A 24,422-nucleotide genomic window follows, 5' to 3' on the forward strand; every position below is an offset into this window, starting at 1 on the left:
AGGGGGCGACTCGTATAAGCACTCTGGCAGGTCAGAACGGGCCAGCTCCGAGAAGTCGTTCTCGCATCGTGTCGTTGGTCAGGATGACGCCACCGTACACGAGCCCACCAATCCCGACGAGGGCGAACAGGCCGAGTTCGGTTCCGAGTGGGAAGACGCCGGTCAGCGCGGCGACGACGACCCCCATCACAATCGCACCGCCAGCTTGCCACACGAGCGTCGTGTGGTCGACGCGGAGTTCGATGTACTGGCGAAGGTAATAGACCTGTGAGACGGCAGCAACGGTCGCGGTCGTGAACGTTGCGGCGGCTGCGCCAAGCATCCCGAACGGCGGGACGAGGATTAGGTTGAGGACGACGTTCGCCCCGAGCGTGAGGATGTTGGTCCAGAAGACGTGTTCTGGCTGGTCGATACCGAACAGCGTGTTCTGCGTGATGTTCTTTACCCCCTCAGAGATCTGTCCGGTGAGGAGGATGAGGAGGATGGTGGTTCCCGCGCTGTACCCGTACAGCGTCTGAAGCAGCGAGTCACCGATGAGGTATGCGCCGATGAGGGCTGGGAAGACGAGGATGAGCGCGAACGAGAGCCCCTGTGTGAACCCGCGTTCGACGCGGTAGAGTTGGCCAGCCTCGTGCCACCGCGTCATCGACGGGGCAAGTGAGATACCGATTACCTGCGCGGCGAGGAGCGTGACTGCACTCACCATCCAGACTGTTTCGTAGATACCGACCGCTGCCTTGGTGGCGAAGGCGGCGAGGACGAGGGTGTCGGCCCAGTTGTATGCGAGTGAACTCACGTTCATCCCGACGGTGTACTTAGAGAAGTCGAAGAGACTCGTGAGCGTCTCGAGCGTCGGAATCGAGAAGGAGGTCTCCAGGACGACGTAGGAGGCGATGCCCTTGATGACGTTTCCGAGGATACGCCCGAGGACGAGCGCCAGGACGCCCCACCCTGCCAACAGCAATCCCACGCTAATCGTGAGGCGGCTTACTTGGTCGAGGAGTTCGAGAACCGCGGTCGTCGCCACGCGGTTTTCCCCCCTGAGTGCGGAGCTAAGCAGGTTCGAACTCACCGCCATGGCGACGCCGGCGACGGCGAGCGGGGCGGCCGCCGCGAGACCGACGTAATCGGTGAGATGCGGACCGAACAGCAACAACAACCCACCCGTAATGACGAACGGGACGGTGAGCAAGACGAAGGAGCCAGACAGGTACTTGCCGCGGTCGTGGGCGTTCGTCGCCTGGTTCATTCGCTTGACCACGGCACCTGGCAATCCTAACTTAGAGAAGACACCCGTCACGCTCACGACAGTAACGAAGGTGAAGTAGACACCGAGTCCCTCTGCGCCAATCTGCTGGGCAAAGTAGATGACGCTCACGAACCCGAGCAGTTGCGAGAGGATGCGAGAGCCAAAGAGGGCGAAACTCGCGCGGTCTACGCTACCCATCGGGTCTCACCAGTGTGTGGGTGCCCAGGTCAGTCATCGGCGCAATCTCAGCGGACTGGGGCCTTTGTTCTTTCGTCCGCGCGACGGAGAAAATCCGCATCCGACAGCGGGCAACAGAGTTATTATGTCACCACCATAGCACACAGAAAATGCACGTCTGCATGGTGCTCCGGAAAGCGTTTCCCCGGGACATCCGCGTCGAAAAAGAGGCGAGAGCCTTGCAGTCTGCGGGACACGATGTTACGCTCGTCTGCACCGTAGACGGCGACCGACCGCGAAGGGAGACGATAGCGGACATCGACGTGTGGCGGTTTTCTGAGCACGACCACCCGACGTTGAAGCGACAGAGACAGACCCTCTCGTACCTCACGACGTTCGTCCATCCCTTCTGGAAATCGGCCATCGAATCGGTCAACGACGCGTCAGAAATCGACGTGATTCACGTCCACGACCTGCCACTCGTGGGAACGGGGCTTGCGGCGGGAGACGAATTCGACATTCCCGTGGTCGCGGACCTCCACGAAAACTATCCCGAAGCGATTCGGCAGTGGCGACTGATGCACAGCCTCGAAGACGTAGTGACGAACGTTGGCTTGCTCACGAAGTACGCAGCTCTGCCAGTGCGGCGGTGGAAGCGACTGGAGCGAAGTTGCGTCCAGCAAGCAAATCGTGTTCTCGCAGTATGCGAAGAGGCGCGAGACCACTACGTAGAAGATTGTGGAGCAGCGCCAGAATCGGTGGCAATCGTCGGCAACACTGTCGACCGGACACACTTCGACACCGACCCAGAACCAGTCTCTGGTTTCGAAGACGAGTTCGTCATCTCGTACGTGGGAAAGTTTGCCCCACATCGCGGACTCGAATCCGTCGTTGCCGGGTTCGCTGCGGTCCGCGACCTGCTCCCGAACGCGCGCCTGCTCATCGTCGGCGCACCCGGAAGCGAGGAATATGGCAGGAAGTTCGACGTCTTCTGTGAAGACCATGGCGTGACCGACGCGATGACCTTCACCGGCTGGGTCGACTTCGAGGACGTCCCGCGGTACATGGCGGCGAGCGACGTGTGTCTGGTGCCACACGCGTCGACGCCCCACACGAACACGACCATCCCGCACAAACTCTTCCAGTACATGGCGCTCAAAAAGCCAGTACTCGTCTCCGATGTCCCACCACTCGCGCGAGTGGTTGGCGAAAACGAGGCTGGCGCCGTGGCGACGGCCGACGATGCGAGCGAGATGGGGGAGGCACTGCTCAAACTCGCAGACCCTGAGATAGCACGCAAGCGAGGAGAAAACGGCCGAAGCGCGGTCGAAGACCGATACAACTGGGAGTCGGACGCAGAGACCCTCCAGAAAACGTACGAATCGTTGTCGTAACTAGCCGAGAAGATAGCGGAGCCACCGATTTTCGGAAACCACTGCTGATTGCTCAAGTTTCCCATCGAGGCCTGCGATACGACCCGCACCGAAGGCGGACAGACACCCGAGCGAGAGGATGTACACGATGTGTTCGTCGACGACGATGCCGTGGGAGAGCGGGAGGCTACTCGCCCAGAACGTCGCCATCATCACGCTGGCCCACAGGGCACTCCATCGAACGAACGCACCGAGGATGAGACAGAGACCAGTGAGTGTGAGGCCCCACTGGACGAGCAAATCAACGGCGGGTAGTCCGGCGAGAGTCGGCCAGATGAATGCGAAGGGATTGCCCGCGGGGACGGCGTTTTCCAGGTAGCCGGCGGCCGTCCACGTCGGGTCGATGACCTTTGTGATGCCCGCATAGAAGAATACCCAGCCGAGCGTCACTCGAAGAATCACGAGTGCTGGCGTCGCGAGGCGGTTCGTATCGAATTGCGACAGTGTAGTCGCTGTCGAGCTCTCAGACGTCATTTTCACTCCGTTTCGAGGGGCTGTGCGTGGAATCGATTCTGGTTCCCTGAGTTGACGGTTGATGCCGAATCATATTTTTAGACTCGTCTAAATTAATTATGAGTGTTACGAAAGGTTCTACGAGTGTAACCATTGAAGAAACTCTTGCATCTGTATGAAATTGGCCCAACAGGACCCGCACCGTCAGAATACGCAGCGGTGGTCGAAACAACCGCCCAACATTGATAAACCACATATTGAGATACGAAATCTGTCTCGGTGTGATTTATGCTGATCCGCAGACCTCACGAAAGGACAGTGCTCAAGGTGTTCAACGCCGAAATAGGGGGTAGATGGACTGGGTGACCTCGCACGTACTGCACGCATCCTCGCCAGTAATAGACATCCCGCTGCTCGTGGCTGTCGCCGTGGCGTCGGTGGGTGCGGCGGTCTTGCTCGGACTCGCAATCGCTGCGTTCTTGCGTCGGCAGTCGAGGCCATACCTGTTCGTGGTCCTTGCGCTCGGGGCACTACTGGCCCAGTCCGTAGTCGCCGGCCTCTCGATAGTGGGGTCTCTCGAAGCGAACGTTCACCACCTGCTCGAACACGGTCTCGACGTCGCGCTCGTCGCACTCGTCATCGGGGCCATCTACTACGCGCGGTCGGTTTCCAGGGAGGCTGAGTTCGACTGATGACCCACCAACGCGAGCGGATTTACGCACACATCGACGCTCACGCCGGACTCCACTTTAACGAACTCACCCGTCAACTCGACCTGGCTCCGGGGCAGGTGCAGTACCACACACGGAAACTGGAGCGCCAAGAGCGAATCGTCGCAGAGTCGTTGTTCGGCCAGACCCACTACTATCCGCCAGCGTTCACCGCGTGGGAGCGAAAGACGCTCGCGCTCTTCCGGCGAGAGACGGCGCGTGACGTGCTCATCTACCTGCTCGAACACGGCCCCGAACGGCCGGGAGCGGTGGCAGACGCACTCACCATCGCCCGGAGCACGCTGGAGTGGCACCTCGACAACCTGGTCGAGGCAGAAATCGTCGAAAAGCGCCGCGACGAGCGCGGGCGCGTAACCCTTGCGCTGTGTCGGCCAGAGGAGACGGCGCGTTTGCTCGGCAAAATCACGCCGTCGCTCCCGGACTCGCTCGTCGACCGGTTCGTCAGACTCGTCGACTCGTTGCTTGCGGAGTAATCAGTTCCCGACGAATCGCACCGCATCGCGCCCCGAGAGGCCGTGTTCGCGGCTGTCGTCGCGGTCCCAGCGAACTTCTGCTTCGTCCTCGTCGCCCGCGAAGTCAGCCTCGTCGGTCCGGAAACAGAGAACGAGGTCGTCGCGACCGTCGCCGTTTACGTCTTTTACCTTCGAGGAGACCTGTGTTGCACCCTCGCCAGCCGCGAACACGTCGTGAGGGCCGAACCGGTAGCGAACGTCCGCGCTGGTCGGGTCGAAGTCGTCGGTCTGGAGGACGGCGACCTTGGTGATTCCGTTGCTGTTCGGATTGATGGTGTTCTGGTCGCTCCCCGGTTTCACGTCGATGGAGAGGTCGTCGGGGAAGTGGGCGGCCGCAGACCCGGTGAACGCGCCGACGCCGGCTGCGCCGACGGCGAGCGTCGCGGTCGTTTTCAGAACGGTTCGGCGAGTGGATTGCTGGTTCGACATACTGGGCTAGCTTTGACTCGCACTTTTCTACACGTTCTGGCTCGATTCTAGAAACGGCGCTGAGAGAGGGGCAGTTCTTTCGTCCCGGAGTGAGAACGCCCGTGCATGAACGAGTCGAATTCGCGCGAACTCTACGACCGGGCACTGTCAGTCCTCCCCGGCGGCGTAAACTCGCCAGTCAGAGCCACCCGACCGTACCCGTTTTTCGTCAAACGCGGTGACGGCGGCCACGTCATCGACGCGGACGGGAACCGCTACATCGACTACGTAAACGGCTACGGCCCGTTGTTACTCGGCCACGACATGCCCGAACAGGTGACGGCGGCCATCCAGCGCACCGTCTCCGAAGGGCCGATGTACGGCGCGCCGACCGAGGTGGAAGTCGAGCACGCGGAGTTCATCACCCGCCACGTCCCGAGCGTCGAGATGGTGCGGTTCGTCAACAGCGGCACCGAAGCCACCGTGTCGGCGGTGCGACTGGCCCGCGGCTACACCGGGCGCGACAAAATCGTCGTCATGCAAGGTGGCTACCACGGGGCACAGGAATCGACGCTCGTGCAGGGCGACCCCTCGGGGACGGCCCCGTCGAGTCCGGGCATTCCCGCTGAGTTCGCGGCGAAGTCGATTCCGGTCCCCTTCAACGACCAAGAAACCCTGCGCGAGGTATTCGACGAACACGGCGACGACATCGCGGCGGTCATCGCCGAACCGATTCTCGGGAACTACGGCATCGTCCCGCCCGTCGACGGCTACCTCGAAGCACTGCGTTCGATAACCGAAAACCACGACAGTCTGTTGATTTTCGACGAGGTCATCACCGGCTTCCGCGTCGGCGGCCTCCAGTGTGCCCAGGGCAAGTACGGCATCAAACCGGACCTCACGACGTTCGGCAAGGTCGTCGGCGGCGGGTTCCCCGTCGGAGCCATCGGCGGGAAAGTCGAAATCATGGAGCAGTTCACCCCGTCGGGCGACGTCTTCCAGGCCGGGACGTTCTCGGGCCACCCCGTGACGATGGCCGCCGGCCTCGAGACGCTCAAATTTGCGGCGGAGCACAAGGTGTACGACCACGTAAACGATCTCGGCGAGCAGCTCCGGGCAGGCCTCACAGACATCGTTCGTGACCAGGCCCCCGGCTACACCGTGGCCGGGACAGACAGCATGTTCAAGGTCATCTTCACCCGCGACGCGCCCGACTCGTGGGAGGGTCACTGCGAGGCCGGGTGTACGCAGGACCCCGACTGTCCGCGCTACGGGAGTTGCCCGAAAGACGGCGGCGACGTGAAGGCCGCAGAAACCGACCGCTGGGAGCGCCTGTTCTGGCCGAAGATGAAAGAGCAGGGCGTCTTCCTCACCGCGAATCAGTTCGAATCGCAGTTCGTGAGCTACGCCCACACCGAAGCGGACATCGAGAAGACGCTCGAAGCGTACAAACACGCGCTCTGAACCCTGAATTCGGCGCGGGAGCCTGAATACTCAGGGGACAAGGTTAGGGCGAACTGGTTCTATTTTTGAAACGAACGGGGTTGGGATGGAGGGTGAACCAGTGAACAACGGAGAACCAGTAGTTATCGAGCGAGAGGGTGGGTTCCCGCTCGGGCTGCTAGTACGACTCAGCGTCATGCTCATTTTCAGTCTCATCTGTTTCGCCGCCACCGCCATCGTTCTGCTGACCTACGCAGGGTACTTGTGAGTGCGAACGCAACCATCGGTCAATGGCATCCACCTCGCAGTCGGTCGATTCTCGCTGGTGGCTCTGGGTCGCGGCCGTGCCGGTGTTCGCGCTCATCGCCCTGCTCGTGTCGCTGTTCATCGTCCTTCCGCTCGCGCTCGTCGGCGTCGTCGGTCTGAACGGCGTCGGCATGGGACCGGGGGTTGGCGGCGTCGGCATGGGCGTCGGCTTTGCCTTCCTGCTCGTGCTCGGCCTGTTCGTCGCGCTGCCCGCGCTCATGGTCACGCTCGTGTTTCCGGTCGCGCTCTATTTCGACTCGCAGGCGGTGACTGCGGCTGGACTGGAGTGGCAACCTGACCCGCTGGTGTACGGGTTGCTCGGCGTGGCGTCGATTTTCGTGAACGTCCTCGGCGTGGTCGTCGCCCTCTACTACCTCTACCAGCGCCGCCGGTACGTGGGCGTGCCCTGACCACGAACGAATGTGCTTTTGGACGTCGAACGCAGAGAGCCACCAATGACTACCGAGAAGACGACGATTCGCCTCGCGACGCGTGGCTCTGACCTCGCGATGCGACAGGCGAGCATCGTCAAGGCGGCGCTCGAAGACCGCCGTCACGCGGTCGAACTCGTGGAGGTGGAGACCACGGGCGACCAACTCGAAGACGCGCTCATCCACCAGCTCGGGAAGACCGGCGCGTTCGTCCGCAGTCTGGACGAGAAGGTACTGGACGGCGAGGTGGACGGCGCAGTCCACTCGATGAAGGACATGCCGACGGAGATGCCAGACGAACTCGTCGTCGCGGGCGTCCCCCAGCGCACCCACCCAGGCGACGTGCTCGTCACCGAGGACGGCAGCGAGCTCAAAGACCTGTCCCACGGGGCCGTCGTCGGCACGTCGAGCCTGCGCCGGAAGGCGCAGTTGCTCGCCGCCCGCCCCGATTTGCAGGTCGAACCCATCCGCGGGAACGTCGATACGCGCATCCAGAAGCTGTTCGCGACGACCCTCCAGCCCGAACACGAACGCCGGATGGAAGCAGAACACGCCCGGAAAGGCAACGCCGACAACCCCGACTACGAACCCGAGTACCGGCGCACCTTCGAACAGTGGTTCAACGACCTCTCTGAGTTCGAGAAGGGCGTCCTCGAATACGACCCCGACCCGCGGTACGACGCACTCGTGATGGCCGAAGCGGGCCTCGTCCGCTCGGGACTCGACGAGAAAGTCGAGATGAAACGACTTCCGGCCAGCGAGTTCGTCCCCGCGCCGGGACAGGGAGCCATCGCAGTCACCGCAATCGACGGCGAACTCGGCGACTTCCTCCACAAGAAACTCGACCACCCGCGCACCCGCGTCGAGACCACCGTCGAGCGGACGATTCTCGCCGAGTTGAACGGCGGGTGTATCGCCCCCATCGGCGTGAACGCCATCGTCCAGGGAGCTCACGTCCACACGACCGTCCGCGTCCTGAGCCAGGACGGCGAGGACACGATTTCAGTGACCCGCGACCTCAGGGTCGAACGCCACCCGACGGAAGCGCGCGATCTCGCCCACGAACTCGCAGAGCGCGGCGCGCGCGAACTGGTTGAGGAAGCAAAACGGGCGCTGGACGAGGAGTGAGATGGTCGGGAAAGTCTACCTCGTCGGGAGCGGCCCGGGCGACCCAGACCTGCTCACCGTCAAAGCTCGTCGTCTGCTCAACGAAGCCGACGTCGTCCTTCACGACAAACTTCCCGGCCCCGAAATCATCGACCTGATTCCCGAGGACCGCCGGGAGGACGTGGGCAAGCGTGCCGGCGGCGAGTGGACCCCTCAAGAGTACACGAACAATCGACTGGTCGAACTCGCCCGGGAGGGTAAGACCGTCGTCCGCCTGAAGGGCGGCGACCCGTTCGTCTTCGGACGCGGCGGCGAGGAGATGGAACACCTCGCCGAAAACGAGATTCCCTTCGAAATCGTCCCCGGCGTGACCTCGACTATCGGCGGGCCGGGCGTCGCAGGCATCCCCGTCACCCACCGCGATTACGCCTCAAGCGTCTCGTACGTCACGGGTCACGAGGACCCCACGAAAGACGAGTCGGCGGTCAACTGGAAGGCGCTCGCCGAAACCGGCGGGACCATCGTCGTCGTGATGGGCGTCGGCAAGTTGCCGAACTACACGCAGGCGCTACTGGATGCGGGGATGGCCCCTGACACGCCCGTCGCGCTCATCGAGCGGGCGACGTGGCCCGACATGCGCGTGGCGACGGGCACGCTCGACACTATCGTCGAAGTGCGAGATGTAGAAGGCATCGAACCGCCCGCAATCACCGTCATCGGCGAAGTGGCCGCGACCCGCGAGCGAGTCAAGGAGTTCCTGCGATGATTGCCGTCTTCCGCCCGGACGACGGCCGACTCGCAGAAGCCGTTGCGTTCATCGAATCACTCGGTGCAGAGGCCATCGGCGACGCCATGCTCGAAGTTCGCCCGACCGGGAACGCACCGCGGGAAGATGGCGACTTCACAGTTCTGACGAGCAAGACCGGCGTCGAACTGGCCGCCGAGGCTGGGTGGAATGCACAGGGAACCATCTGCGCCGTGGGTGAGGGAACCGCCAACCGACTCCGTGATTTCGAGTACCCGGTCCACCGAATTCCCGAGGAATACTCCTCGGCCGGACTGGTCGAAGCGTTGGCCGACGACGTAGACGGCGCGCGCGTCGAAGTCGCCCGGAGCGACCACGGCAGCCCCGTGCTGACCGACGGCCTCGAAGAAGCGGGGGCGTACGTTCACGAGACGGTTCTCTACGAACTCGTTCGTCCCGAGGGCGCTGGCGCGTCGGCGGAGGCGGCCGCCACAGGCGACCTCACTGGCGCGATTTTCACCTCGTCGCTGATGGTCCAGCACTTCCTCGACGCCGCAGAAGAGCGAGGGATTCGCGACGAGGCGCTCGCGGGCCTCAACGAGGCGGTCGTCGGCGTCATCGGCGAACCGACGAAATCGACGGCCGAGGGACTCGGCATCGAGGTGGGCGTGGTTCCAGAGAAGGCCGATTTCAAGTCGCTCGCGCGGGCGGTCGTGGAAGCGACGCAGGCGAACTGAGATTTTCAATCTCCAGCAAGCGAGACTTTAAACGGCATACCGACCCAACTGCTGATAATGGCCGGTCCCGTCCCCGAACTCGAAGCTCGCGCTGTGGAGTGCGCAGAGCGCCTCCGTGAGGCAGACGAAGTCCTGTTAGCGTCCCACATCGACGCCGACGGTCTCACGAGCGCCGCCATCGCCTCACTCGCACTCGAACGCGCCGGGATTCCCTTCGAGACGGTGTTCAAGAAGCAACTGGACGAGACCGAAATCGCGTCGATTGCCGCCTGCGACTACGAGACGGTTCTCTTCACCGACTTCGGCAGCGGGCAACTCGACATCATTGGCAAACACGAAGAGAGAGGCGACTTCACGCCCGTCATCGCGGACCATCACCAGCCAGCGGAGACGGACACCGAGTTCCACCTGAACCCGCTGCTGTTCGGGCTGGATGGGGCGTCTGAGCTTTCGGGGGCGGGCGCGTCGTACGTTCTCGCGCGTGCGCTGGGCGGCGAAGATAATCGTGACCTCGCCGCGCTCGCTGTCGTCGGCGCAGTTGGCGACATGCAAGCCACCGACGGCGAACTCCTCGGCGCGAACGCGAACATCGTCACCGAGGGCGTCGAAGTCGGCGTCCTCGAAACCGGCACGGACCTCACCTTCTACGGCAAGCAGACTCGTCCGCTGCCGAAACTGCTCGAATACGCGAGCGACGTGCACATCCCCGGTATCTCGAACTCCGAGAGCGGTGCCGTAAAGTTCCTCCTGAACCTCGACCTCGACCTGAAAGACGGCACGGAGTGGCGACGCTGGGTGGACCTCTCGCTCGACGAGCGCCAGACGGTGGCGAGCGCGCTGCTCAAACACGCCATCAGCCGCGGCGTTCCGGCCACCCGGATTCAGAGCCTCGTCGGGACTTCCTACACACTCGCTGCAGAGGACGAGGGCACCGAACTGCGCGACCCGAGCGAGTTCTCGACGCTGCTCAACGCCACCGCGCGCTACGACCGGGCGGACGTGGGTCTCGCCGTCTGTCTCGGCAACCGCGAAGGCGCACTCGACCGAGCGCGGAAACTGCTCACAAACCACCGACGAAACCTCTCCGACGGACTGCGCTGGGTCACCGAGGAGGGCGTGACCCACGAGGAGCACGTCCAGTGGTTCCACGCGGGGGACCGCATCCGCGAGACCATCGTCGGCATCATCGCGGGGATGGCCGTCGGCGCGGACGGCATCGACCGCGGCGTGCCCATTTTCGCTTTCGCGGAGAAGACCGACGAACCAGACGAGGTGAAAGTCTCTGCACGCGGGTCACCGGCGCTGGTCCGCAAGGGACTCGACCTCTCTGCGGTCATCGGAGAGGCGGCGCGGTCGGTGGGTGGCGACGGCGGCGGCCACAACGTCGCGGCGGGCGCGACGATTCCGAAGGGCAAAGAGCAGGCATTCATCGAGGTAGTGGACCGATTGGTCGGTGAACAACTGGGCTGAGGCCGCGCCGGGGCCGCATAACTGATATCCATCCTCACACGAAGTGAGGGGTATGCGTCTCGTTCAGGTGTTCGTCCCCGACGGACACCGCACGTCAGTCGAGGAAATCCTCGACGACGAAAACATCGACTCTATCTCGACTGCTGAGGAGGGCACGGGCGAAGGCGTTATTTTCCACTTCCCACTGCCACCACAGGCTGTCGAACACGTTCTCGACAGACTCGAAGAAGCCGGGCTCGACCGCGACAACTACACCGTCGTCTTAAACGCGGAGACGGTCCACACGCCGCGCTTTGGCGAACTCGAAAACCGGTACGTCGAAGGGACCGAAGAGAACGACCGAATCGCGAGCGAAGAGATACGGACGAAGGCCCGGAATATGCACCCGAATCCGGTGACGTACTACGCGATGACGCTGCTCTCTGCGTTCGTCGCGACCGCCGGGCTGTTACTCAACTCGCCGGCAATCGTGGTCGGGTCGATGGTCATCGCCCCGCAAGTTGGGTCCGCGCTGACCGCGAGCGTCGGTGGTGTCCTCAACGACCGCAAGATGCTCTGGCAGGGGTTGCGGGCCCAGAGCTACGGTCTCGCGCTCGCCATCGTCGGCGCGGCGGTGTTCGGCTGGCTATTGAAGACAGCCGCGTTCATCCCGACCACGCTCGACGTTTCGACGGTTGACCAGATCAGTCGACGTATCTCGCCGGGCTTCCTGTCGCTCGCCGTCGGCATCTGTGCGGGGGCGGCCGGGGCGTTCGGCCTCGCGACGGCGCTCCCGGCCTCGCTCGTCGGCGTCATGATTGCCGCCGCCCTCATTCCGGCGGCCGCGGCGGTCGGCATCGGCGTGGCGTGGGGCTATCCGACCGTGGCGGCGGGGGCGTTCGTCCTGCTCGTGATGAACGCGGCGGCCATCAACCTCGCGGGCTTCAGCGTGCTCCGATATCTGGGGTACAAGTCCGGGCGTGTGGACAACGATGGCCACAGCGGCCCGTCGCTCGGCGCAATCGCCGCCGTCCTCATCGTGGTTGGGTCGCTCGGCGCCGCCGGTGCGGTCACCAGCCAGCAAGTATCCTTCGAGAATACCGTGAACAGCGAAGTCGAGGACATCCTCTCGCAACCCGCGTACGACGAGCTCGAACTCGTCCGGGTCGATACCTCCATCGCGGACGAGGGAGTGTTCACCGACGAACAGCGGGTGAGCGTCGTGGTTCGCCGGCCTCCCGACAGGAGCTATCCGTCCCTCGCTCCGACCATCGCGGACGCGGTCAAGGGACACACCGACCAGAAAATCGTCGTCGAGATTACGTACGTCGAACAGGAACGGTACAGACAGTAGGAAAAATGAGGGTCGTATTGGCGACGTAGGCTATGTGACGCGTTCAGGAGAACGGAGTTCGACGACGACGGAGGCGAGATACGTCGCCATCCCGCCAGTCATGCCGTCGTGTCCCTTCGTGTAGATCGGTGTCGTTGGTGCGAGCGATTCGAGCGTCGTGAGCCAGGCTTCTCGATGTGGCTCGTCGAGCCCGGACCCGAGGACGATGGCGTCGAAGCGTCCCGGTTTCCAGATGGCGTCGATGTCGCCGTCTCCGTGGATGCCGTCCACGTCGTAGCCGGCTCTTCTGAGATTTCTCACGAGCGAGGTAGTGATGTCGAAGTCACGCCCCACGATGAGAATTCGTGGCTTCGGTGTCTGGTGCATGAGGCCCCCTGCCGAGCGTGACCACTCGGTTGGTGCTACCTACGCGACGGACGAAAGTCTCTGTTTCGCCGGCAAGCGCCAGCGTGGCGTCAGGTTGTCCGTCGGTCCGTCGGTGAAGCAGTGTCGATTCGCTCAGTGGTAGCGAGCACACCATCCTCGAATACTGCGCGCAAGCAATCTGGCGTCCGGAGCTCGTCACGCCAGAAGGCGAAGTCGAACCGGTCGTCGTAGTGGTTCAGGATGAGAGTCAGGAGGTTGCCGTGGGTCCCGACGACGACGTGGTCGTCGGGGTGGGCGTCGAGAATTCGTTCGAGGGCAGTGACGCCTCGGGCCTGTGCCTCCCAGTTGGACTCGCCGCCCGGCCACGAAACGGTCCAGTCGGACCAGACGGCGTCGATTGCGCTCTCGAACGTCTCGCCGATATTCTCGGCTGGCCCGTCGGTCAGCGTCCGTTCGCGAAACTCGGGAACGAGCTCGATGTCGAGGCCGTGGTCCGCGGCGATTGGTTCGACCGTCTGCACCGCCCGCTCGTAGGGGCTCGCGTAGATGGCGGCAGGCGGGCGGTCACTGAGCGACGCGGCAACTGCGCGGGCGGCGGCGTGACCCTCCTGAGAGAGCGGGCGCGTCGCTTCCTGGTTCGGAAGCCAGGGTGAGTGGGCGTGGCGGACGAAATAGACGACAGTCATAGACAGTCCCGCGACGGAAACGTTCGAAAGTCCGTCGATTGGGCGCGGAAGGTGCGCCTCAGGAGGGACGTTCGGGTGACGAAGCGAATTTTGTATCGCGGCATGCAGTTTATTCCGCGGTGAACTTCCACAGACCACCACCCCACTGGCGGTCGATTCGCTCGAAATCCACCGAGTCGGCGAGGATTGAAGTGACTCACGCAAGAAGGGTTGGACAAGTGATAGGACGGCCGCGAGAGTTTTTAACCCGGGGTTCGGACGCCCAACCAATGAACCGACCGTTGAGCGCCATCGCGGGCGGTGCCGCTGGCATGGCACTGCTCTCGGTGATGCTCGTTATGTTCGAAGTGGAAACGCGGTCGCAGATTGGCTTGTTCGACGTCATCGCCCGGTTCGTCGGCCTCCCCGGGCAGACCGCGCTCGGGTTCATCCTGTTCGCGCTCGCCGGCATCTTCGCTTGGCCGCTGCTGTTCATCTCACTCGAGAATTACCTCCCCCTGTGGCCCGACCCCGCCGTCCGCGGGATGGGATTCGCCGCCGCCTTCTGGGTCGGCTTCATCATCCTCGGTAGGGGGAGCCTCTCCGGCCCCATCCTCATCATGTACGGTATCACGACCCTGCTCGCACACCTCGCCTACGGCTTCACGCTCGGTGCGGTGTACGCCCGCCTCTCAGAGGAATCCCCATGAATCCAACCGTCCTGTTCGTCGCCGTGCTCATCTCTCTCGTGACGCTCGCCCTCCTCCGAACCACCGGGTCGAAACGCCTGCTCGCAGACGGCGGCTACATCGAGGGTGTAGAGACGACGACCCGCGAGAAACCGGCCGGTATCCTTCGCTGGATAACCACCGTGGACCACGCGGACATCGGGTTGCTCTACCTGATTCTGGCCACTGTGACCGGCCTCTGGGGCGGCATCGACGCGATGATGATGCGCACCGAACTGGTGACCCCCGAGGCGACGGTGTGGACCGCAGAGACGTACAACGCGCTGTTCACCGTCCACGGGACGACGATGCTGTTCTTCTTCGCGACGCCCGTGTTCACCGGCCTCGCCAACTACTTCATCCCGCCGCTGGTCGGCGCAGACGACATGGCGTTCCCCCGGGTCAACGCCATCGCGTTCTGGTTGCTGCCTCCGTCGCTGTTCCTCGTTCGAGCGGGACTGATTACCGAAGTCATCGCCAAGGTCATCACGCCGCTCGGCCTGCCGACGCGCGCCCTGTTCGCCATCGAACCGCCGGCGATCGGCTGGACGATGTACACGCCGCTGTCGCGCGCGGCGACGAATCCCGAGGTTGACCTGTTCCTGCTCGGCCTCCACCTTTCGGGTATCGCGACGGTGCTTGCGGCGAGCAACATCATCGTCACCATCTTCACCGAACGCGACTCGTCGGTCAACTGGGCCAATCTCGACATCTTCTCGTGGACGATGCTCACCGCGAGTGGTCTCATCATCTTCGCGTTCCCGATGCTCGGCAGCGCGATGATAATGCTCCTGCTCGACCGGAATTTCGGGACGTTCTTCTACTCGCTCGAAGCGGGCGGCGCAGCCCTCTGGCAGCACCTGTTCTGGTTCTTCGGCCACCCTGAGGTGTACATCCTCGTGCTGCCGGCGTTCGGTATCGTGAGTTACGTCCTGCCGAAGTTCACGGGCCGGAAACTGTTCGGCTTCAAGTTCGTCGTCTACTCGACGCTCGCCATCGGCGTCCTCTCGTTCGGCGTCTGGGCCCACCACATGTTCACCACCGGGATGGACCCGCGGTTGAAGGCCTCGTTCATGGCCGTCTCGCTCGCCATCGCGGTTCCAAGCGCGGTGAAGACGTTCAACTGGATTACGACGATTTACAACGGAAAAATTCGCCTGACCGCGCCGATGATATTCTGTGTCGGTGGCATCTCGACGTTCATCGTCGGCGGCGTGACCGGCGTGTTCCTCGCCTCAATTCCAATCGACCTGTTGCTCCACGACACCTACTACGTCGTCGGCCACTTCCACCTGATTCTGGTGGGCATCATCGTCTTCGCGATGTTCGCCGCGAGTTACTTCTGGTATCCAATCCTGACGGGGCGGATGTTCAACCAGCGTCTCGCCCGGGCGCACGCCTGGGTGAGCATCGTCGGGACGTTCCTCACGTTCAGCCCGATGTTGCTCCTCGGAATGATGGGGCTTCCGCGCCGGTACGCCGCCTATCCCGCCGAGTTCGCGCCACTTCAGCAGGTCTCGACTGTCGGCGCACTCATCCTCTTTGCCGGCGTTGGGATGTGGCTCTGGAACATGATACAGTCCTATCGCGTTGGCGCAGTCGTGACCGATGCAGACGTGTGGGATCTCCGCGAGACGGGCCAGTTCTCGCGGGAGTGGGAGTGGTTCGAGCGGAAATTATCTCGAAAATAGGCGAGACAGCCGCTCCCGGCGGATGTTCGAAAACTGGCCACTTCACATACGTACACTCTATGTGACGATACGAAACCGTTCGCCATTTCGTTTCAGTCGAGTCCAAATATCTATTTCTCTAACTGTAGCGAGAATTTATATACGCGATGTGAACTATCTGAATAATAGATATATTCTGAAGGAGAGAAAGCGCCACGAACGCGAGACGGGTTGGAGGCCCATCGAGGACGGTTCCGGGCTCGACACCGGACAGTTACGGGTTCAGATGAACGCGGACGAAGCGCGAGTTCAGGACCGACGGCGGGACGAACGACGACTCGTCTTACACGCTCGACGCGCTCGCTGCTACCGTCCTTGCGGGGACGAATCTGCTCGTTCGTGGCCCGCTGATGAGCGGGAGGTTGCCCTCCAGAAGACGCTGCTCTGTGAGGGGTTGGTCAGCGACCAGGGCGTGGTGCTGGCGAGCGTGACCACAGGCGGTAGCGAAGTCCTCGCCGAGTTCCACTCGCGCATCGGCGAGGTTCCGCGCATGGGAATCATCGACCGTAACGGCGGACAGGCGAGCGACGGGATGCCCACTCAAGTCAGTCAGGTCGCCACGCCGGCAGACCTCACGGGCATCGGCATCGAGGTGTCTCGATGGTTCACGCGGTTCGAGCAGGACGACGCGACAGCGGGGGTTAGATTCGGCGTCGATTCGCTCTCCTCGATGCTGATGTACGCTGACCTCGCGCGGGTGTTCCGGTTCGTGCACGTCCTCACCAACCGCGTTCGGCAGGCAGACGGCCTCAGCCTGTTCGGGTTCAATCCCGGGTCCCGCGACGAGAAGACGGTCAACACGCAGCTGTTCGACGGGCAACTCGTCGTCCACCACGAGGACGACCCCTCGCTGATTTTGCGAAACGAGTGACGGGTTCGCTGATTCGGCCACTTTTTATTCACCGTTCTCCACAGACCAGACATGAGCGAGTTCGACCCGAAGAAGTTCGAGGACAAGTACGTCCACTACTTCCCACAACTCCAGCAGGCGTACAAGTCCGCGTTCAACAGCATGAACGACGAGTACGACTCACAGCTCGTCCATGGCATCGACCAACAGATTCTGAACGAGAGTGAACCGTTCTACGAGGGTGACGGCAAGTTTCGTATCGAACTGCCACCCAATCCCCACGAGCGGCTCACGGCAGTCGTCGTAGACGACGAGAAACTGGACGCCGTCCTCGCGGTCTACGTAGAGCGAATCGAAGCGGAATTGCAGGCCGTCTTCGACCTTCGCGAATAACCGAAGACCAAACACCTAAGGAGAATCACCCCATAGCCGCGAACATGAGCACGGAATCCAGAGAGCCAGAAGACGACTTAGAAGAGCGCGTCATGAACTTCCTGCGACGCAACTTCCCGCAGATTCAGATGCACGGCGGGAGTGCCGCGATTCAGGACATCAACCGCGAGGAGGGGTCCGTAACGGTCGCCCTCGGCGGTGCTTGCAGTGGCTGTGGCATCTCGCCGATGACGATTCAGGCCATCAAGAGCCGCATGGTCAAGGAGATCCCAGAAATCAACCAGGTCCACGCCACCACCGGAATGGACGGCATGGACGAGGGGATGGGCCACGGCATGACGCCGAACTTCCCCGGCGACGACGAGAGCGAGGACAACGAAGGCCCGCAGGCCCCGTTCTAACGACTCGATTTCTGGCTCACGCACGCCGTGCGTGATGCTTCTCCCACGCTTTTACTAGGTTCGCGAGCGTCGCGTTCACCGGAACCGAAACCGCACCTGCGTGCGCGACGACGTAGCCGTTGATGGCGTCGATTTCCGTTCGGCGCTCGATGCGAATGTCCTGGAACATCGAGGACGTGTTTTCGGCCGTGGCGCGGGCGACGGCTTCGACGGCCTCGACGGCAGCGGCTTCGGAGAGGTTGACGCCCTGTGCCTGCGCGACGCGAGCAGTCTCGCGGGCGGCCGCCACCGCCGTCTCGCGGGCAGGGCCGTCGAGGATGTCACCGTTCTCTATCCGCGTGAGCGCCGTCACCGGATTGATGCCCGCGTTCACGGCCAGTTTCTCCCAGCGGCGAAGCGGCATGTCGGTTGCGACGGTGGTGACGATGCCGGCGGCCGAGAACGCCTCGCCGATTCGGTCTGCGAGCGTCGAGGAACCACCTTCTGGCAGGCCGAGGACGACGTCGCCGACGCCGGTACAAAAGACGTGACCGGGTTCTGGTTGGACCGCGCCGTAGGTACAGGTCCCGGCGAGAATGGAGCACCCGAGCGTCGCCGCAAGCGTCTCCTCGTTCCCCATCCCGTTCTGGAGTGTCAAAACTGCGTCTGCGGGACAGTCTGCGAGGGCGTGGGCTGCCTCCGCGGTGTCGAACGCCTTGACCGTCACGATGACGAGGTCAGCGCTGTCGGGGACCGTCGTCTCTGCCTTCGGGTAAACGGTGAAGTCGAACTCACCGCCGACCTGGAGGCCCGACTCGCGAACTGCCAGCATGTGTGGGTCGCGACCGACGAGCGTCACGTCGTGTTCGCGAGCGAGGAGGCCGCCAACGAGGCTTCCGAGGCTACCCGCGCCGAACACGACAATCTCCATACGGGAAGTGGTTCGGCGGGGAAAATCAGTCTTCCGTGTAGTAGTAGAGGTCCTCTTTCGGCGAGCCACAGGACGGGCACGCGTCGGGTAGGTCGTCCTCGATGTCACCCATCTCGCCACACGACCAGCACCGCCACATCAGTTCACCCTCACCGAACTCGTGACCGGCGCGGATGTGCTGGATAGAGAGGCTCTCGACCCCTTCCTCGGTTGTCACGTAGAAGCCGTGTTCGTCGAATCCACGGATTGTCCCGAGTTTGTTGCCACCCTCGTCGAACACGTCGAGCCCGAACGGGAGTTCCTTCTCGATGTAATTCTGTGAACTGTCACCCATGCCCGAGCTATTGGTTCGCAAACCAGATAAAACTCCTCGCCATTTTCGAAAACAGTCAACGAAAACGGAACGAAAAGTCACGGACTGCGGAGAGACGAAACGGAAGTCAGGAACGATGAGCAGTGCGGTTTCGGTGCGGTCAGGGACTACTCTACACAACTGGTAGAAATCAACCGGAAGTAAGGCCACTGAGTACAAAGAAAGTAAAATAATGCGGTTGCGGTGCGGTTGCGGAAACCAGCAAGCATCGCACCCGAATGCGCCGTCGGCGCATTCGGCCTTTTTCGGGCGCGTTTTTCAAGGAGTGGGTCGCGAAGCGACCCCGACGCAGAAAAAGGTGCGCTCACATGAAGTCAGAAATTTTCGACGCCTTGTTCTTGTCGTTCTCGAACACCGAGCGAATCGACTGGTCGAGGATGTCGAGGCGTTGTTTGGTGTACTCGCGGGCCCCGTACTCCTCTGCGACCCTGATGGCGGTGTCTACGTACTTCTTGACTGAGCCTTCGTGGACGGTGAGGTTGACCCGGCCGCCACACTCCCGACAGTCCCCAGAGAGCGGGAACCGGCGGAACTTCTCGCCACAGTCGAGACAGCGCGTCTCCTGGCGGGAGAACGCCCGGAGGTTGCCGATGATGTCGGGCATGAAGTGGTACTCGATGACGCGCTCTGCGACGTCGGTTTCGTCCACAGCCCGGAGCTTTCGGGCGAGTTCGAGCTGGGCGTCCATCTTGTCCATCATCGACCCGAGGGTCTTGTACGCAGAGAGGTCCGGCCCGAGCGCGATGTTCGACGTCTCGTGGGTGTGGCGGAAGTCGGTGTACTCGCGGTCGGTCCCGAGGGTGTCCTCTGCGAGTTTGATGTCCACCTCGCCGGGGTCCACCATCTCGCGGGTGGCCTCGTAGAACTCGCGCGGGTAGCGGTCCACGATGTCCATGTTGTGGGCCTCGTCGTCGATTTCCGAGGGGTCGATGCGCGAGGACATCACGAGCGGGGCGTCCATGCGGCCGCCGCGCTTGTTCGGGAGGTACTGCTTCGAGAAGTTGAGCAGGCCGTCCATGAGGAGCATGACGCAGTCCTCGTCACCGTCGCATTGACCGGTAAAGAGGTCGTTGGCGACGAGTGTGTTCGTGTCTTCGACGGTGACGGAGTAGGTGTGTTCCGTGTCAGATTCGACGATTTCGATGGAGGTTATTTCGTCAAGCCAGACTTCTCCACCGTCACCAAGAATGCGTTGAGAACGGACATCAGCCGATTTGACCACGGACTGGAGCGTCGATTGTTTTCGGTCGAGATGGAATCCGATTTGTTTAGCAAACCTGACTGCGTTCTCAGACGAGATTTTCAAAACCCACGATTCGAATTCTGGCGATTCATCTTCGTAGAATTCTGCAACGATTCCAGATTCAATGGTTCGAGTCTCTTGAGCTACTTTCGAAGAGATTCCAAAGCGCTTCAGAGACGCAACCAAGTCCTCCTTGAGTTCATCGCTAATCGTGTGAGCTCGAATATCAAGACGGTCAGCAGACGTGCTGCCATCCCCACTGAAGTATGCCGCAAGGAACGCACGAAGCAGTGGGTTAGGAGCACTAAGTATTGCATTTGGAATGCGTTTACTCTCGGCGCGAGAGCCCGTTTCTAGGATATCTGCGAATAGCGTCGCGACAAGACGACTTGAAGCAGTCACTTCCCACTCGTTCTCTTCGAAAGCATCGACCGAGAGCGCATCGGCGAAGGTTTCGATGATGTGCTCTCTAGCTTTTTCGTCTGGGATACAAATCGTGGTTTGGTAGAAACTACCCGACTCTCTACGTGTGAATCCTTCTGCTGCATAATATCCAAGGAGAATAGCAAATGATTCGTCGATTGCGAGATGCCGATTGACTGTCGCTGTATCTCTTCGAATCGAAAGATGAACCTCTGCAGGAACTCGTGTGAGTACCTCTTCTTGGCCAAGGAGTATGATGAGAACAGAGACAGGGACACTGTCTCTAGACACCCAATTGTAAACGGTGGACTTGCTACATCCAAGGATTGTAGCAACTGGCTTCAGGTAACCTACACCCTCAGTAGATTCATCGAAGAGTTTCTTGATTCGGTCTGCGCCGAGTCCACGGACCATAAGCTCTTCATTTGGAAGCGAATCGTTCTCCACAAATTTGGCGAGTAGATCGATTTGAGTCGAAACGCCCCCAAACTCTATCTCCTTAGGCGCAGGAATCGAGTCTTCAACCTCCAACTCGTGGGCATCGACTCTGTCAATTCCCTCTGCCCATCGTAGCATCGAATGCTCTGGCGTGACCTTCAGAGAGCGACCATTTCGCGTCTCAATCTGAATCAGATGGTCAGGCGAGGGGTGTTTTGAGACCGCTTCGACCCGTTTTCTCACGACCTCACCGTCCTCAGTCACAGAGGGCACATACACATCACCATCAAGTTCAGAGACGAGTGCGCCAAAGTCGTCCTCGCGTGGGTCATTGAGACGCTCCTCGACGAGTGATTCAATCTCGTCGTAATGCCATTCCTCTCCCTCATCTTTGTACCACACCTTGGTCGTCGGATGGAAGCAATTCCGCCGCTTGGCTGCGTGAAAATAAGGGTGCGCATAGCCGACGGCCGCACTCGTAAACCCAATCACGCGCCCGACGACGGCGGCGCTCGTGTGGGGAGCCATCCCGAAGACGAGTTCGCCCACGAGGTCCTGCCGGTCTTCGAACTCGTAGAACGGTTCGAGGTCGTAGTACTGGGTCAGGAGGTCGTCGACGAAGCCGCCGATGCGAAGCATGTGCTCTGCTGCGCCGTCCGAGAGGACGATGTCCTGGACGCGAAGTTCGACGACCTGGTCGTCGTGTTCTAAGGGGTCGCCGTTTACGTCCTCGTTGTAGCCAAGTTCGCGGAGTTGCCCGACGGTGATGTCGAGTTCGTCCGGGCGGATGGCGGTCACGGGCAGGTCGGTCATGTCGTAGCGGACGGTGCCGTCTTTGAACACGGAGACGCCGTTTTTGCTCCGGAGGATGCCCTTCTCCATCGGTTCGGGCGTTTTGTGTTTCGAGGTCAAGCCCTTCACGCCCTTCAAGATGTCAAAGGCGGTTTCGCGCTCGCCGACGTTCGCGAGGGCGTTGCGGTACTCCTCGCGGATGTTGACCGGACGACGCCACTCGGTGGAGGCTGCTTTGCCACAGCGTGGACACTCGGCGCGGCCCCCCTCGTCGGGTTCGACCTCGATTTCACAGGACCAGCATTCGTACTGTGGCTCGGTCGCGCCCTGGCAGTCGGGGCACTTGTTCTTGAATGTGATTTCACCGCAGGCGGTGCATTTTCGTTTGCCGACGGTGACTTCGACTTCGCCCCGAGTCGCGTTGCGGTCGGCGAAGTGGTTCGCGGCTTCTGAGACGGAGCGCTGGCTGCCGCCGGCCTCGCCGATGGGGAAGAGGGTGTGGACCGCCGGGCTCAGGTCGCGTTTCTCCGACTTTTCGGGGCGTCCCATCCGGTTTCCGATGCGGGTCGGGGCGCGTTCCTGCAGGGAGAACGGAGCGACTTCGTTTACTGCATTGTGCGCGTTCGGCCACGCACGCGACGTGGCTGAGAGGTCATCCCACTGTTTGTCGAGCGATTCGGAGAGGCCAAGCGAGGCGACGAGCGGTTTCCAGACCGGGATACGGATTTCTTCGGGACCCTGTGAATGTTCGATGAGAAGCCATTCGAGGGACTGACGAGGATCGTCTTCGTTCGGGACGTAGAGAGCCCCGTCTTCGACGTAGCCCTCGGCGACGGCGTCGGCGAGCATCTCGAACTGCTCGACCGAGAGGTCGTGCCAGAGGTAGGTGTAATCGGGGTGAAGCGGCGCGTCGTACTCTCGCGCCCAGGTGAGTGCCTGCTCGGGGCTGGGATGTTCGAGGTCAACGCGGGCGTCGTCGGCGAGCGCCTGGACGTCCGCGCCGGCGTGCTCGAAGTCCTGGACCCACCACTCGAAGACGTACGAGGCGGGAATCAGCGGGTGGTTGTTCTCGACGAACTCGCCGAAGTTGACGAGGTACTCGCCGAGGTCTAGAATTTCGACGACTCCATTGCGGAGTTTCAGCGCCTCGGCCGGGTCGTCGATGCGGCGAACGTCGCCGTTCGCGAGTTTGACCGTCGGGCCTTCGATGGAGTCTACCGGGATGACCCCGCCCGCTTTTCCGGGGCGTTCGGTCTTGATTTGGGTCCCGGTTGCGAGGAAGTCGTCCACGACGTGCATCGTCGCCGGTTGGACGCCAGCGGTCGCGAACCCGTGGTTGCGAGAGCGCCCGTAGCGGAGGCGAAAGCCGCCGGGCATGCTCGGGTGTGAAAACACGGGACGGCCGGCGATGAGGTCGCGCAGGAACTTGGTCTTCGGTTCGGCCCGCGGTGGGCCTTCGACTTCGACGGCTGGTTCTGGCTCGTCGGCCGCAGGTTCGGCCTCGGTCGCCTCCGCTTCGTCGGGTGCGTCTTCGTCGGCCTCGGGTTCCTCCCCGTCTTCCTTGCCGATGGTCCCGTCGATGAGATCGTCGAGCCACGGCCAGTCGATTTCGTCGAGGGCGGAGGTGTAGCGTTTGATTTTCGGTGCCTTCTGGGCAATCCCTTCGCCGAGGACGAGACACATCCCGCCACGAGGGTTGTTGGTGCCGACGCGCTCTAAGTCGCGAAAACCGGAGACTTCCTCACTCCCGGTGGCTTCCCCATCTAGGCAGATGGGGCAGTTGCGGGCGATGAACTTCGTCTCCTTTGGCTTCGGCGTGTACTGGAGGCCCGTCTCTTTGTCGTAGAGTTCGAGTTCTTCTGCGTAGCGTTCGACCTCGTCGTCTCGCGGTTTGTACTGGTCGATGCCGATGAGTGCGCGGGTGTAGTCGGCCACGAGCACGGAGAGCGCCTGTGCAGTCCCCCCGGCGGAGCGAATGGGGCCAGCGTAGAAGACGCGGACGAACTCCGTGCCGTCGTCGTTCGGAACGATTTCGACGCGGTCGATGCCCTCGATGGGCGCGGCGACGACGCCCTCGGTGAGAAGTGCGACAGCCGTTCTGACCGCGCCTTCGACTTTGCCTTCTCGGGTTTCGTAGTCACCGACGTCGCCAGCAGCGAAGTCCTTGGCGAGTTCGAGGGCCGCTTCCTCGCGGCTCATCTGGTCTTCGAGTTCGCGGACGCGGGCGGCCACGCCTTCGATGCCGAGGATGTTCTCGACGCGGTCTGCCATGTCCTTCGCGATGGGAATCTCGACTTCCGGTTTCGGGTCGTTACCTTGCTCTTTGGCTTTCGTCGCGAGAGCCATCGCTTCGTCGAGCCGGGTTTCGAGCGTCTCGAAGTAGCGTTCGTCCTCCGGTCTCATCGTAGCCAGTGGGTCGGGGTGCGCGGTTCGGCGGCGGTTCGGCCGGCCGCGGCTGCTCCCTGCGCGGCTAGCCCGAAGAAAAGCGCCGTCTCAGCGTTCGACACGGGACTGTCGTCGAGGGAGACGTCGCAGTAGTGCATACGCTGGCCACGGTGGGCGCGATGAAAAGTGT

25 protein-coding genes are annotated in these 24,422 nt (G+C 62.1%); 16 read left to right on the plus strand and 9 right to left on the minus strand.

Going from position 1 to position 24,422, the window contains the following annotated elements; all coding sequences use genetic code 11:
- Positions 1-31: 31 nt before the first annotated feature.
- A complete protein-coding gene (locus P0648_RS01315) occupies positions 32-1,447 on the minus strand; it encodes an oligosaccharide flippase family protein (RefSeq protein ID WP_277504960.1) in 1,416 nt (471 codons plus the stop codon).
- A gap of 149 nt (positions 1,448-1,596) precedes the next feature.
- Between P0648_RS01315 and P0648_RS01320 the strand changes: the two genes are divergently transcribed.
- Positions 1,597-2,820, plus strand: coding sequence for a glycosyltransferase family 4 protein (locus P0648_RS01320; protein ID WP_276246045.1), 1,224 nt, complete (start codon positions 1,597-1,599; stop codon positions 2,818-2,820).
- On the opposite strand, the gene P0648_RS01325 is transcribed toward P0648_RS01320, so the two are convergent.
- The gene (locus tag P0648_RS01325) at positions 2,821-3,333 is read right to left on the minus strand and encodes a DoxX family protein (protein ID WP_276246044.1); all 513 of its coding nucleotides are present in this window, start codon (positions 3,331-3,333) and stop codon (positions 2,821-2,823) included.
- 332 nt (positions 3,334-3,665) lie between these two features.
- Here P0648_RS01325 and P0648_RS01330 point away from each other — a divergent pair, with 332 nt between their 5' ends.
- A complete protein-coding gene (locus tag P0648_RS01330; RefSeq protein ID WP_276246043.1) occupies positions 3,666-4,004 on the plus strand; it encodes a hypothetical protein in 339 nt (112 codons plus the stop codon).
- Positions 4,004-4,516: a winged helix-turn-helix transcriptional regulator gene (locus P0648_RS01335; protein WP_276246042.1), complete on the plus strand. Its 513-nt coding sequence runs from the start codon at positions 4,004-4,006 to the stop codon at positions 4,514-4,516. Before P0648_RS01330 ends, P0648_RS01335 begins: the two co-directional genes overlap by 1 nt.
- Here P0648_RS01335 and P0648_RS01340 read toward each other — a convergent pair whose 3' ends face one another.
- Positions 4,517-4,984: a hypothetical protein gene (locus tag P0648_RS01340; RefSeq protein WP_276246041.1), complete on the minus strand. Its 468-nt coding sequence runs from the start codon at positions 4,982-4,984 to the stop codon at positions 4,517-4,519.
- A gap of 105 nt (positions 4,985-5,089) precedes the next feature.
- On the opposite strand from P0648_RS01340, the gene P0648_RS01345 reads away from it, so the two are divergent.
- From P0648_RS01345 to P0648_RS01380, 8 genes are all read left to right on the plus strand, one after another.
- On the plus strand, positions 5,090-6,427 hold the full coding sequence (locus tag P0648_RS01345) for a glutamate-1-semialdehyde 2,1-aminomutase (protein ID WP_276246040.1): 1,338 nt from the start codon (positions 5,090-5,092) through the stop codon (positions 6,425-6,427).
- Between the two features lie 100 nt (positions 6,428-6,527).
- Positions 6,528-6,674, plus strand: coding sequence for a hypothetical protein (locus P0648_RS01350; protein ID WP_276246039.1), 147 nt, complete (start codon positions 6,528-6,530; stop codon positions 6,672-6,674).
- Positions 6,675-6,696: 22 nt separating this feature from the next.
- Positions 6,697-7,122, plus strand: a complete 426-nt coding sequence (locus P0648_RS01355) for a hypothetical protein (RefSeq protein ID WP_276246038.1) — start codon at positions 6,697-6,699, stop codon at positions 7,120-7,122.
- A 45-nt stretch (positions 7,123-7,167) separates the two neighbouring features.
- Entirely contained in the window at positions 7,168-8,271 is a 1,104-nt protein-coding gene (gene hemC / locus P0648_RS01360) for a hydroxymethylbilane synthase (protein ID WP_276246037.1), read from the plus strand.
- A 1-nt stretch (position 8,272) separates the two neighbouring features.
- Positions 8,273-9,016: a uroporphyrinogen-III C-methyltransferase gene (gene cobA / locus P0648_RS01365; RefSeq protein ID WP_277504963.1), complete on the plus strand. Its 744-nt coding sequence runs from the start codon at positions 8,273-8,275 to the stop codon at positions 9,014-9,016.
- Complete coding sequence (locus P0648_RS01370) at positions 9,013-9,732, plus strand: uroporphyrinogen-III synthase (RefSeq protein ID WP_276246035.1); 720 nt, start codon at positions 9,013-9,015, stop codon at positions 9,730-9,732. The genes cobA and P0648_RS01370 overlap by 4 nt, the downstream gene beginning before the upstream one ends.
- A gap of 57 nt (positions 9,733-9,789) precedes the next feature.
- Entirely contained in the window at positions 9,790-11,202 is a 1,413-nt protein-coding gene (locus P0648_RS01375; RefSeq protein WP_277504964.1) for a DHH family phosphoesterase, read from the plus strand.
- Positions 11,203-11,254: 52 nt separating this feature from the next.
- Complete coding sequence (locus tag P0648_RS01380) at positions 11,255-12,535, plus strand: TIGR00341 family protein (protein ID WP_276246033.1); 1,281 nt, start codon at positions 11,255-11,257, stop codon at positions 12,533-12,535.
- Positions 12,536-12,565: 30 nt separating this feature from the next.
- On the opposite strand, the gene P0648_RS01385 is transcribed toward P0648_RS01380, so the two are convergent.
- Together P0648_RS01385 and P0648_RS01390 are read right to left on the minus strand one after the other, a co-directional pair.
- The gene (locus P0648_RS01385; protein ID WP_276246032.1) at positions 12,566-12,901 is read right to left on the minus strand and encodes a hypothetical protein; all 336 of its coding nucleotides are present in this window, start codon (positions 12,899-12,901) and stop codon (positions 12,566-12,568) included.
- A gap of 89 nt (positions 12,902-12,990) precedes the next feature.
- Positions 12,991-13,587 (minus strand): histidine phosphatase family protein, encoded by a 597-nt coding sequence (locus P0648_RS01390; protein ID WP_276246031.1) that lies wholly within the window; start codon positions 13,585-13,587, stop codon positions 12,991-12,993.
- Between the two features lie 269 nt (positions 13,588-13,856).
- Between P0648_RS01390 and P0648_RS01395 the strand changes: the two genes are divergently transcribed.
- The 5 genes from P0648_RS01395 (at position 13,857) to P0648_RS01415 (ending at position 17,668) form a co-directional block, all read left to right on the plus strand.
- Complete coding sequence (locus tag P0648_RS01395; protein WP_276246030.1) at positions 13,857-14,276, plus strand: DUF6789 family protein; 420 nt, start codon at positions 13,857-13,859, stop codon at positions 14,274-14,276.
- The gene (locus P0648_RS01400; protein WP_276246029.1) at positions 14,273-15,985 is read left to right on the plus strand and encodes a cbb3-type cytochrome c oxidase subunit I; all 1,713 of its coding nucleotides are present in this window, start codon (positions 14,273-14,275) and stop codon (positions 15,983-15,985) included. The genes P0648_RS01395 and P0648_RS01400 overlap by 4 nt, the downstream gene beginning before the upstream one ends.
- Positions 15,986-16,250: 265 nt before the next feature.
- Positions 16,251-16,895: a hypothetical protein gene (locus P0648_RS01405; protein ID WP_276246028.1), complete on the plus strand. Its 645-nt coding sequence runs from the start codon at positions 16,251-16,253 to the stop codon at positions 16,893-16,895.
- A gap of 51 nt (positions 16,896-16,946) precedes the next feature.
- A complete protein-coding gene (locus tag P0648_RS01410) occupies positions 16,947-17,267 on the plus strand; it encodes a DUF5783 family protein (protein WP_276246027.1) in 321 nt (106 codons plus the stop codon).
- Between the two features lie 44 nt (positions 17,268-17,311).
- On the plus strand, positions 17,312-17,668 hold the full coding sequence (locus tag P0648_RS01415) for a NifU family protein (RefSeq protein WP_276246026.1): 357 nt from the start codon (positions 17,312-17,314) through the stop codon (positions 17,666-17,668).
- 16 nt (positions 17,669-17,684) lie between these two features.
- On the opposite strand, the gene P0648_RS01420 is transcribed toward P0648_RS01415, so the two are convergent.
- From P0648_RS01420 to P0648_RS01435, 4 genes are all read right to left on the minus strand, one after another.
- Complete coding sequence (locus P0648_RS01420) at positions 17,685-18,578, minus strand: ketopantoate reductase family protein (protein WP_276246025.1); 894 nt, start codon at positions 18,576-18,578, stop codon at positions 17,685-17,687.
- Between the two features lie 25 nt (positions 18,579-18,603).
- Positions 18,604-18,912: a hypothetical protein gene (locus P0648_RS01425; RefSeq protein ID WP_276246024.1), complete on the minus strand. Its 309-nt coding sequence runs from the start codon at positions 18,910-18,912 to the stop codon at positions 18,604-18,606.
- A gap of 343 nt (positions 18,913-19,255) precedes the next feature.
- Entirely contained in the window at positions 19,256-24,250 is a 4,995-nt protein-coding gene (gene polC / locus P0648_RS01430) for a DNA polymerase II large subunit (RefSeq protein ID WP_277504967.1), read from the minus strand.
- Positions 24,247-24,390, minus strand: a complete 144-nt coding sequence (locus P0648_RS01435; protein WP_276246022.1) for a hypothetical protein — start codon at positions 24,388-24,390, stop codon at positions 24,247-24,249. The genes polC and P0648_RS01435 overlap by 4 nt, the downstream gene beginning before the upstream one ends.
- Between the last annotated feature and the right edge of the window lie 32 nt (positions 24,391-24,422).

Source organism: Haladaptatus sp. DYSN1, from assembly GCF_029489995.1.
Lineage (GTDB): Archaea > Halobacteriota > Halobacteria > Halobacteriales > Halococcaceae > QDMS2.

Bases quoted from the DNA above. Each gene is read 5' to 3' on its own strand.
- P0648_RS01385 (WP_276246032.1), bottom strand. From the start codon at position 12,901: ATGCACCAGACACCGAAGCCACGAATTCTCATCGTGGGGCGTGACTTC.
- P0648_RS01390 (WP_276246031.1), bottom strand. From the start codon at position 13,587: ATGACTGTCGTCTATTTCGTCCGCCACGCCCACTCACCCTGGCTTCCG.
- P0648_RS01345 (WP_276246040.1), top strand. From the start codon at position 5,090: ATGAACGAGTCGAATTCGCGCGAACTCTACGACCGGGCACTGTCAGTC.
- P0648_RS01395 (WP_276246030.1), top strand. From the start codon at position 13,857: ATGAACCGACCGTTGAGCGCCATCGCGGGCGGTGCCGCTGGCATGGCA.
- P0648_RS01340 (WP_276246041.1), bottom strand. From the start codon at position 4,984: ATGTCGAACCAGCAATCCACTCGCCGAACCGTTCTGAAAACGACCGCG.
- P0648_RS01420 (WP_276246025.1), bottom strand. From the start codon at position 18,578: ATGGAGATTGTCGTGTTCGGCGCGGGTAGCCTCGGAAGCCTCGTTGGC.
- P0648_RS01435 (WP_276246022.1), bottom strand. From the start codon at position 24,390: ATGCACTACTGCGACGTCTCCCTCGACGACAGTCCCGTGTCGAACGCT.
- P0648_RS01335 (WP_276246042.1), top strand. From the start codon at position 4,004: ATGACCCACCAACGCGAGCGGATTTACGCACACATCGACGCTCACGCC.
- polC (WP_277504967.1), bottom strand. From the start codon at position 24,250: ATGAGACCGGAGGACGAACGCTACTTCGAGACGCTCGAAACCCGGCTC.
- P0648_RS01405 (WP_276246028.1), top strand. From the start codon at position 16,251: ATGAACGCGGACGAAGCGCGAGTTCAGGACCGACGGCGGGACGAACGA.
- cobA (WP_277504963.1), top strand. From the start codon at position 8,273: ATGGTCGGGAAAGTCTACCTCGTCGGGAGCGGCCCGGGCGACCCAGAC.
- P0648_RS01370 (WP_276246035.1), top strand. From the start codon at position 9,013: ATGATTGCCGTCTTCCGCCCGGACGACGGCCGACTCGCAGAAGCCGTT.
- P0648_RS01415 (WP_276246026.1), top strand. From the start codon at position 17,312: ATGAGCACGGAATCCAGAGAGCCAGAAGACGACTTAGAAGAGCGCGTC.
- P0648_RS01400 (WP_276246029.1), top strand. From the start codon at position 14,273: ATGAATCCAACCGTCCTGTTCGTCGCCGTGCTCATCTCTCTCGTGACG.
- P0648_RS01410 (WP_276246027.1), top strand. From the start codon at position 16,947: ATGAGCGAGTTCGACCCGAAGAAGTTCGAGGACAAGTACGTCCACTAC.
- P0648_RS01380 (WP_276246033.1), top strand. From the start codon at position 11,255: ATGCGTCTCGTTCAGGTGTTCGTCCCCGACGGACACCGCACGTCAGTC.
- P0648_RS01325 (WP_276246044.1), bottom strand. From the start codon at position 3,333: ATGACGTCTGAGAGCTCGACAGCGACTACACTGTCGCAATTCGATACG.
- P0648_RS01330 (WP_276246043.1), top strand. From the start codon at position 3,666: ATGGACTGGGTGACCTCGCACGTACTGCACGCATCCTCGCCAGTAATA.
- P0648_RS01425 (WP_276246024.1), bottom strand. From the start codon at position 18,912: ATGGGTGACAGTTCACAGAATTACATCGAGAAGGAACTCCCGTTCGGG.
- P0648_RS01315 (WP_277504960.1), bottom strand. From the start codon at position 1,447: ATGGGTAGCGTAGACCGCGCGAGTTTCGCCCTCTTTGGCTCTCGCATC.
- P0648_RS01320 (WP_276246045.1), top strand. From the start codon at position 1,597: ATGCACGTCTGCATGGTGCTCCGGAAAGCGTTTCCCCGGGACATCCGC.
- P0648_RS01355 (WP_276246038.1), top strand. From the start codon at position 6,697: ATGGCATCCACCTCGCAGTCGGTCGATTCTCGCTGGTGGCTCTGGGTC.
- P0648_RS01375 (WP_277504964.1), top strand. From the start codon at position 9,790: ATGGCCGGTCCCGTCCCCGAACTCGAAGCTCGCGCTGTGGAGTGCGCA.
- hemC (WP_276246037.1), top strand. From the start codon at position 7,168: ATGACTACCGAGAAGACGACGATTCGCCTCGCGACGCGTGGCTCTGAC.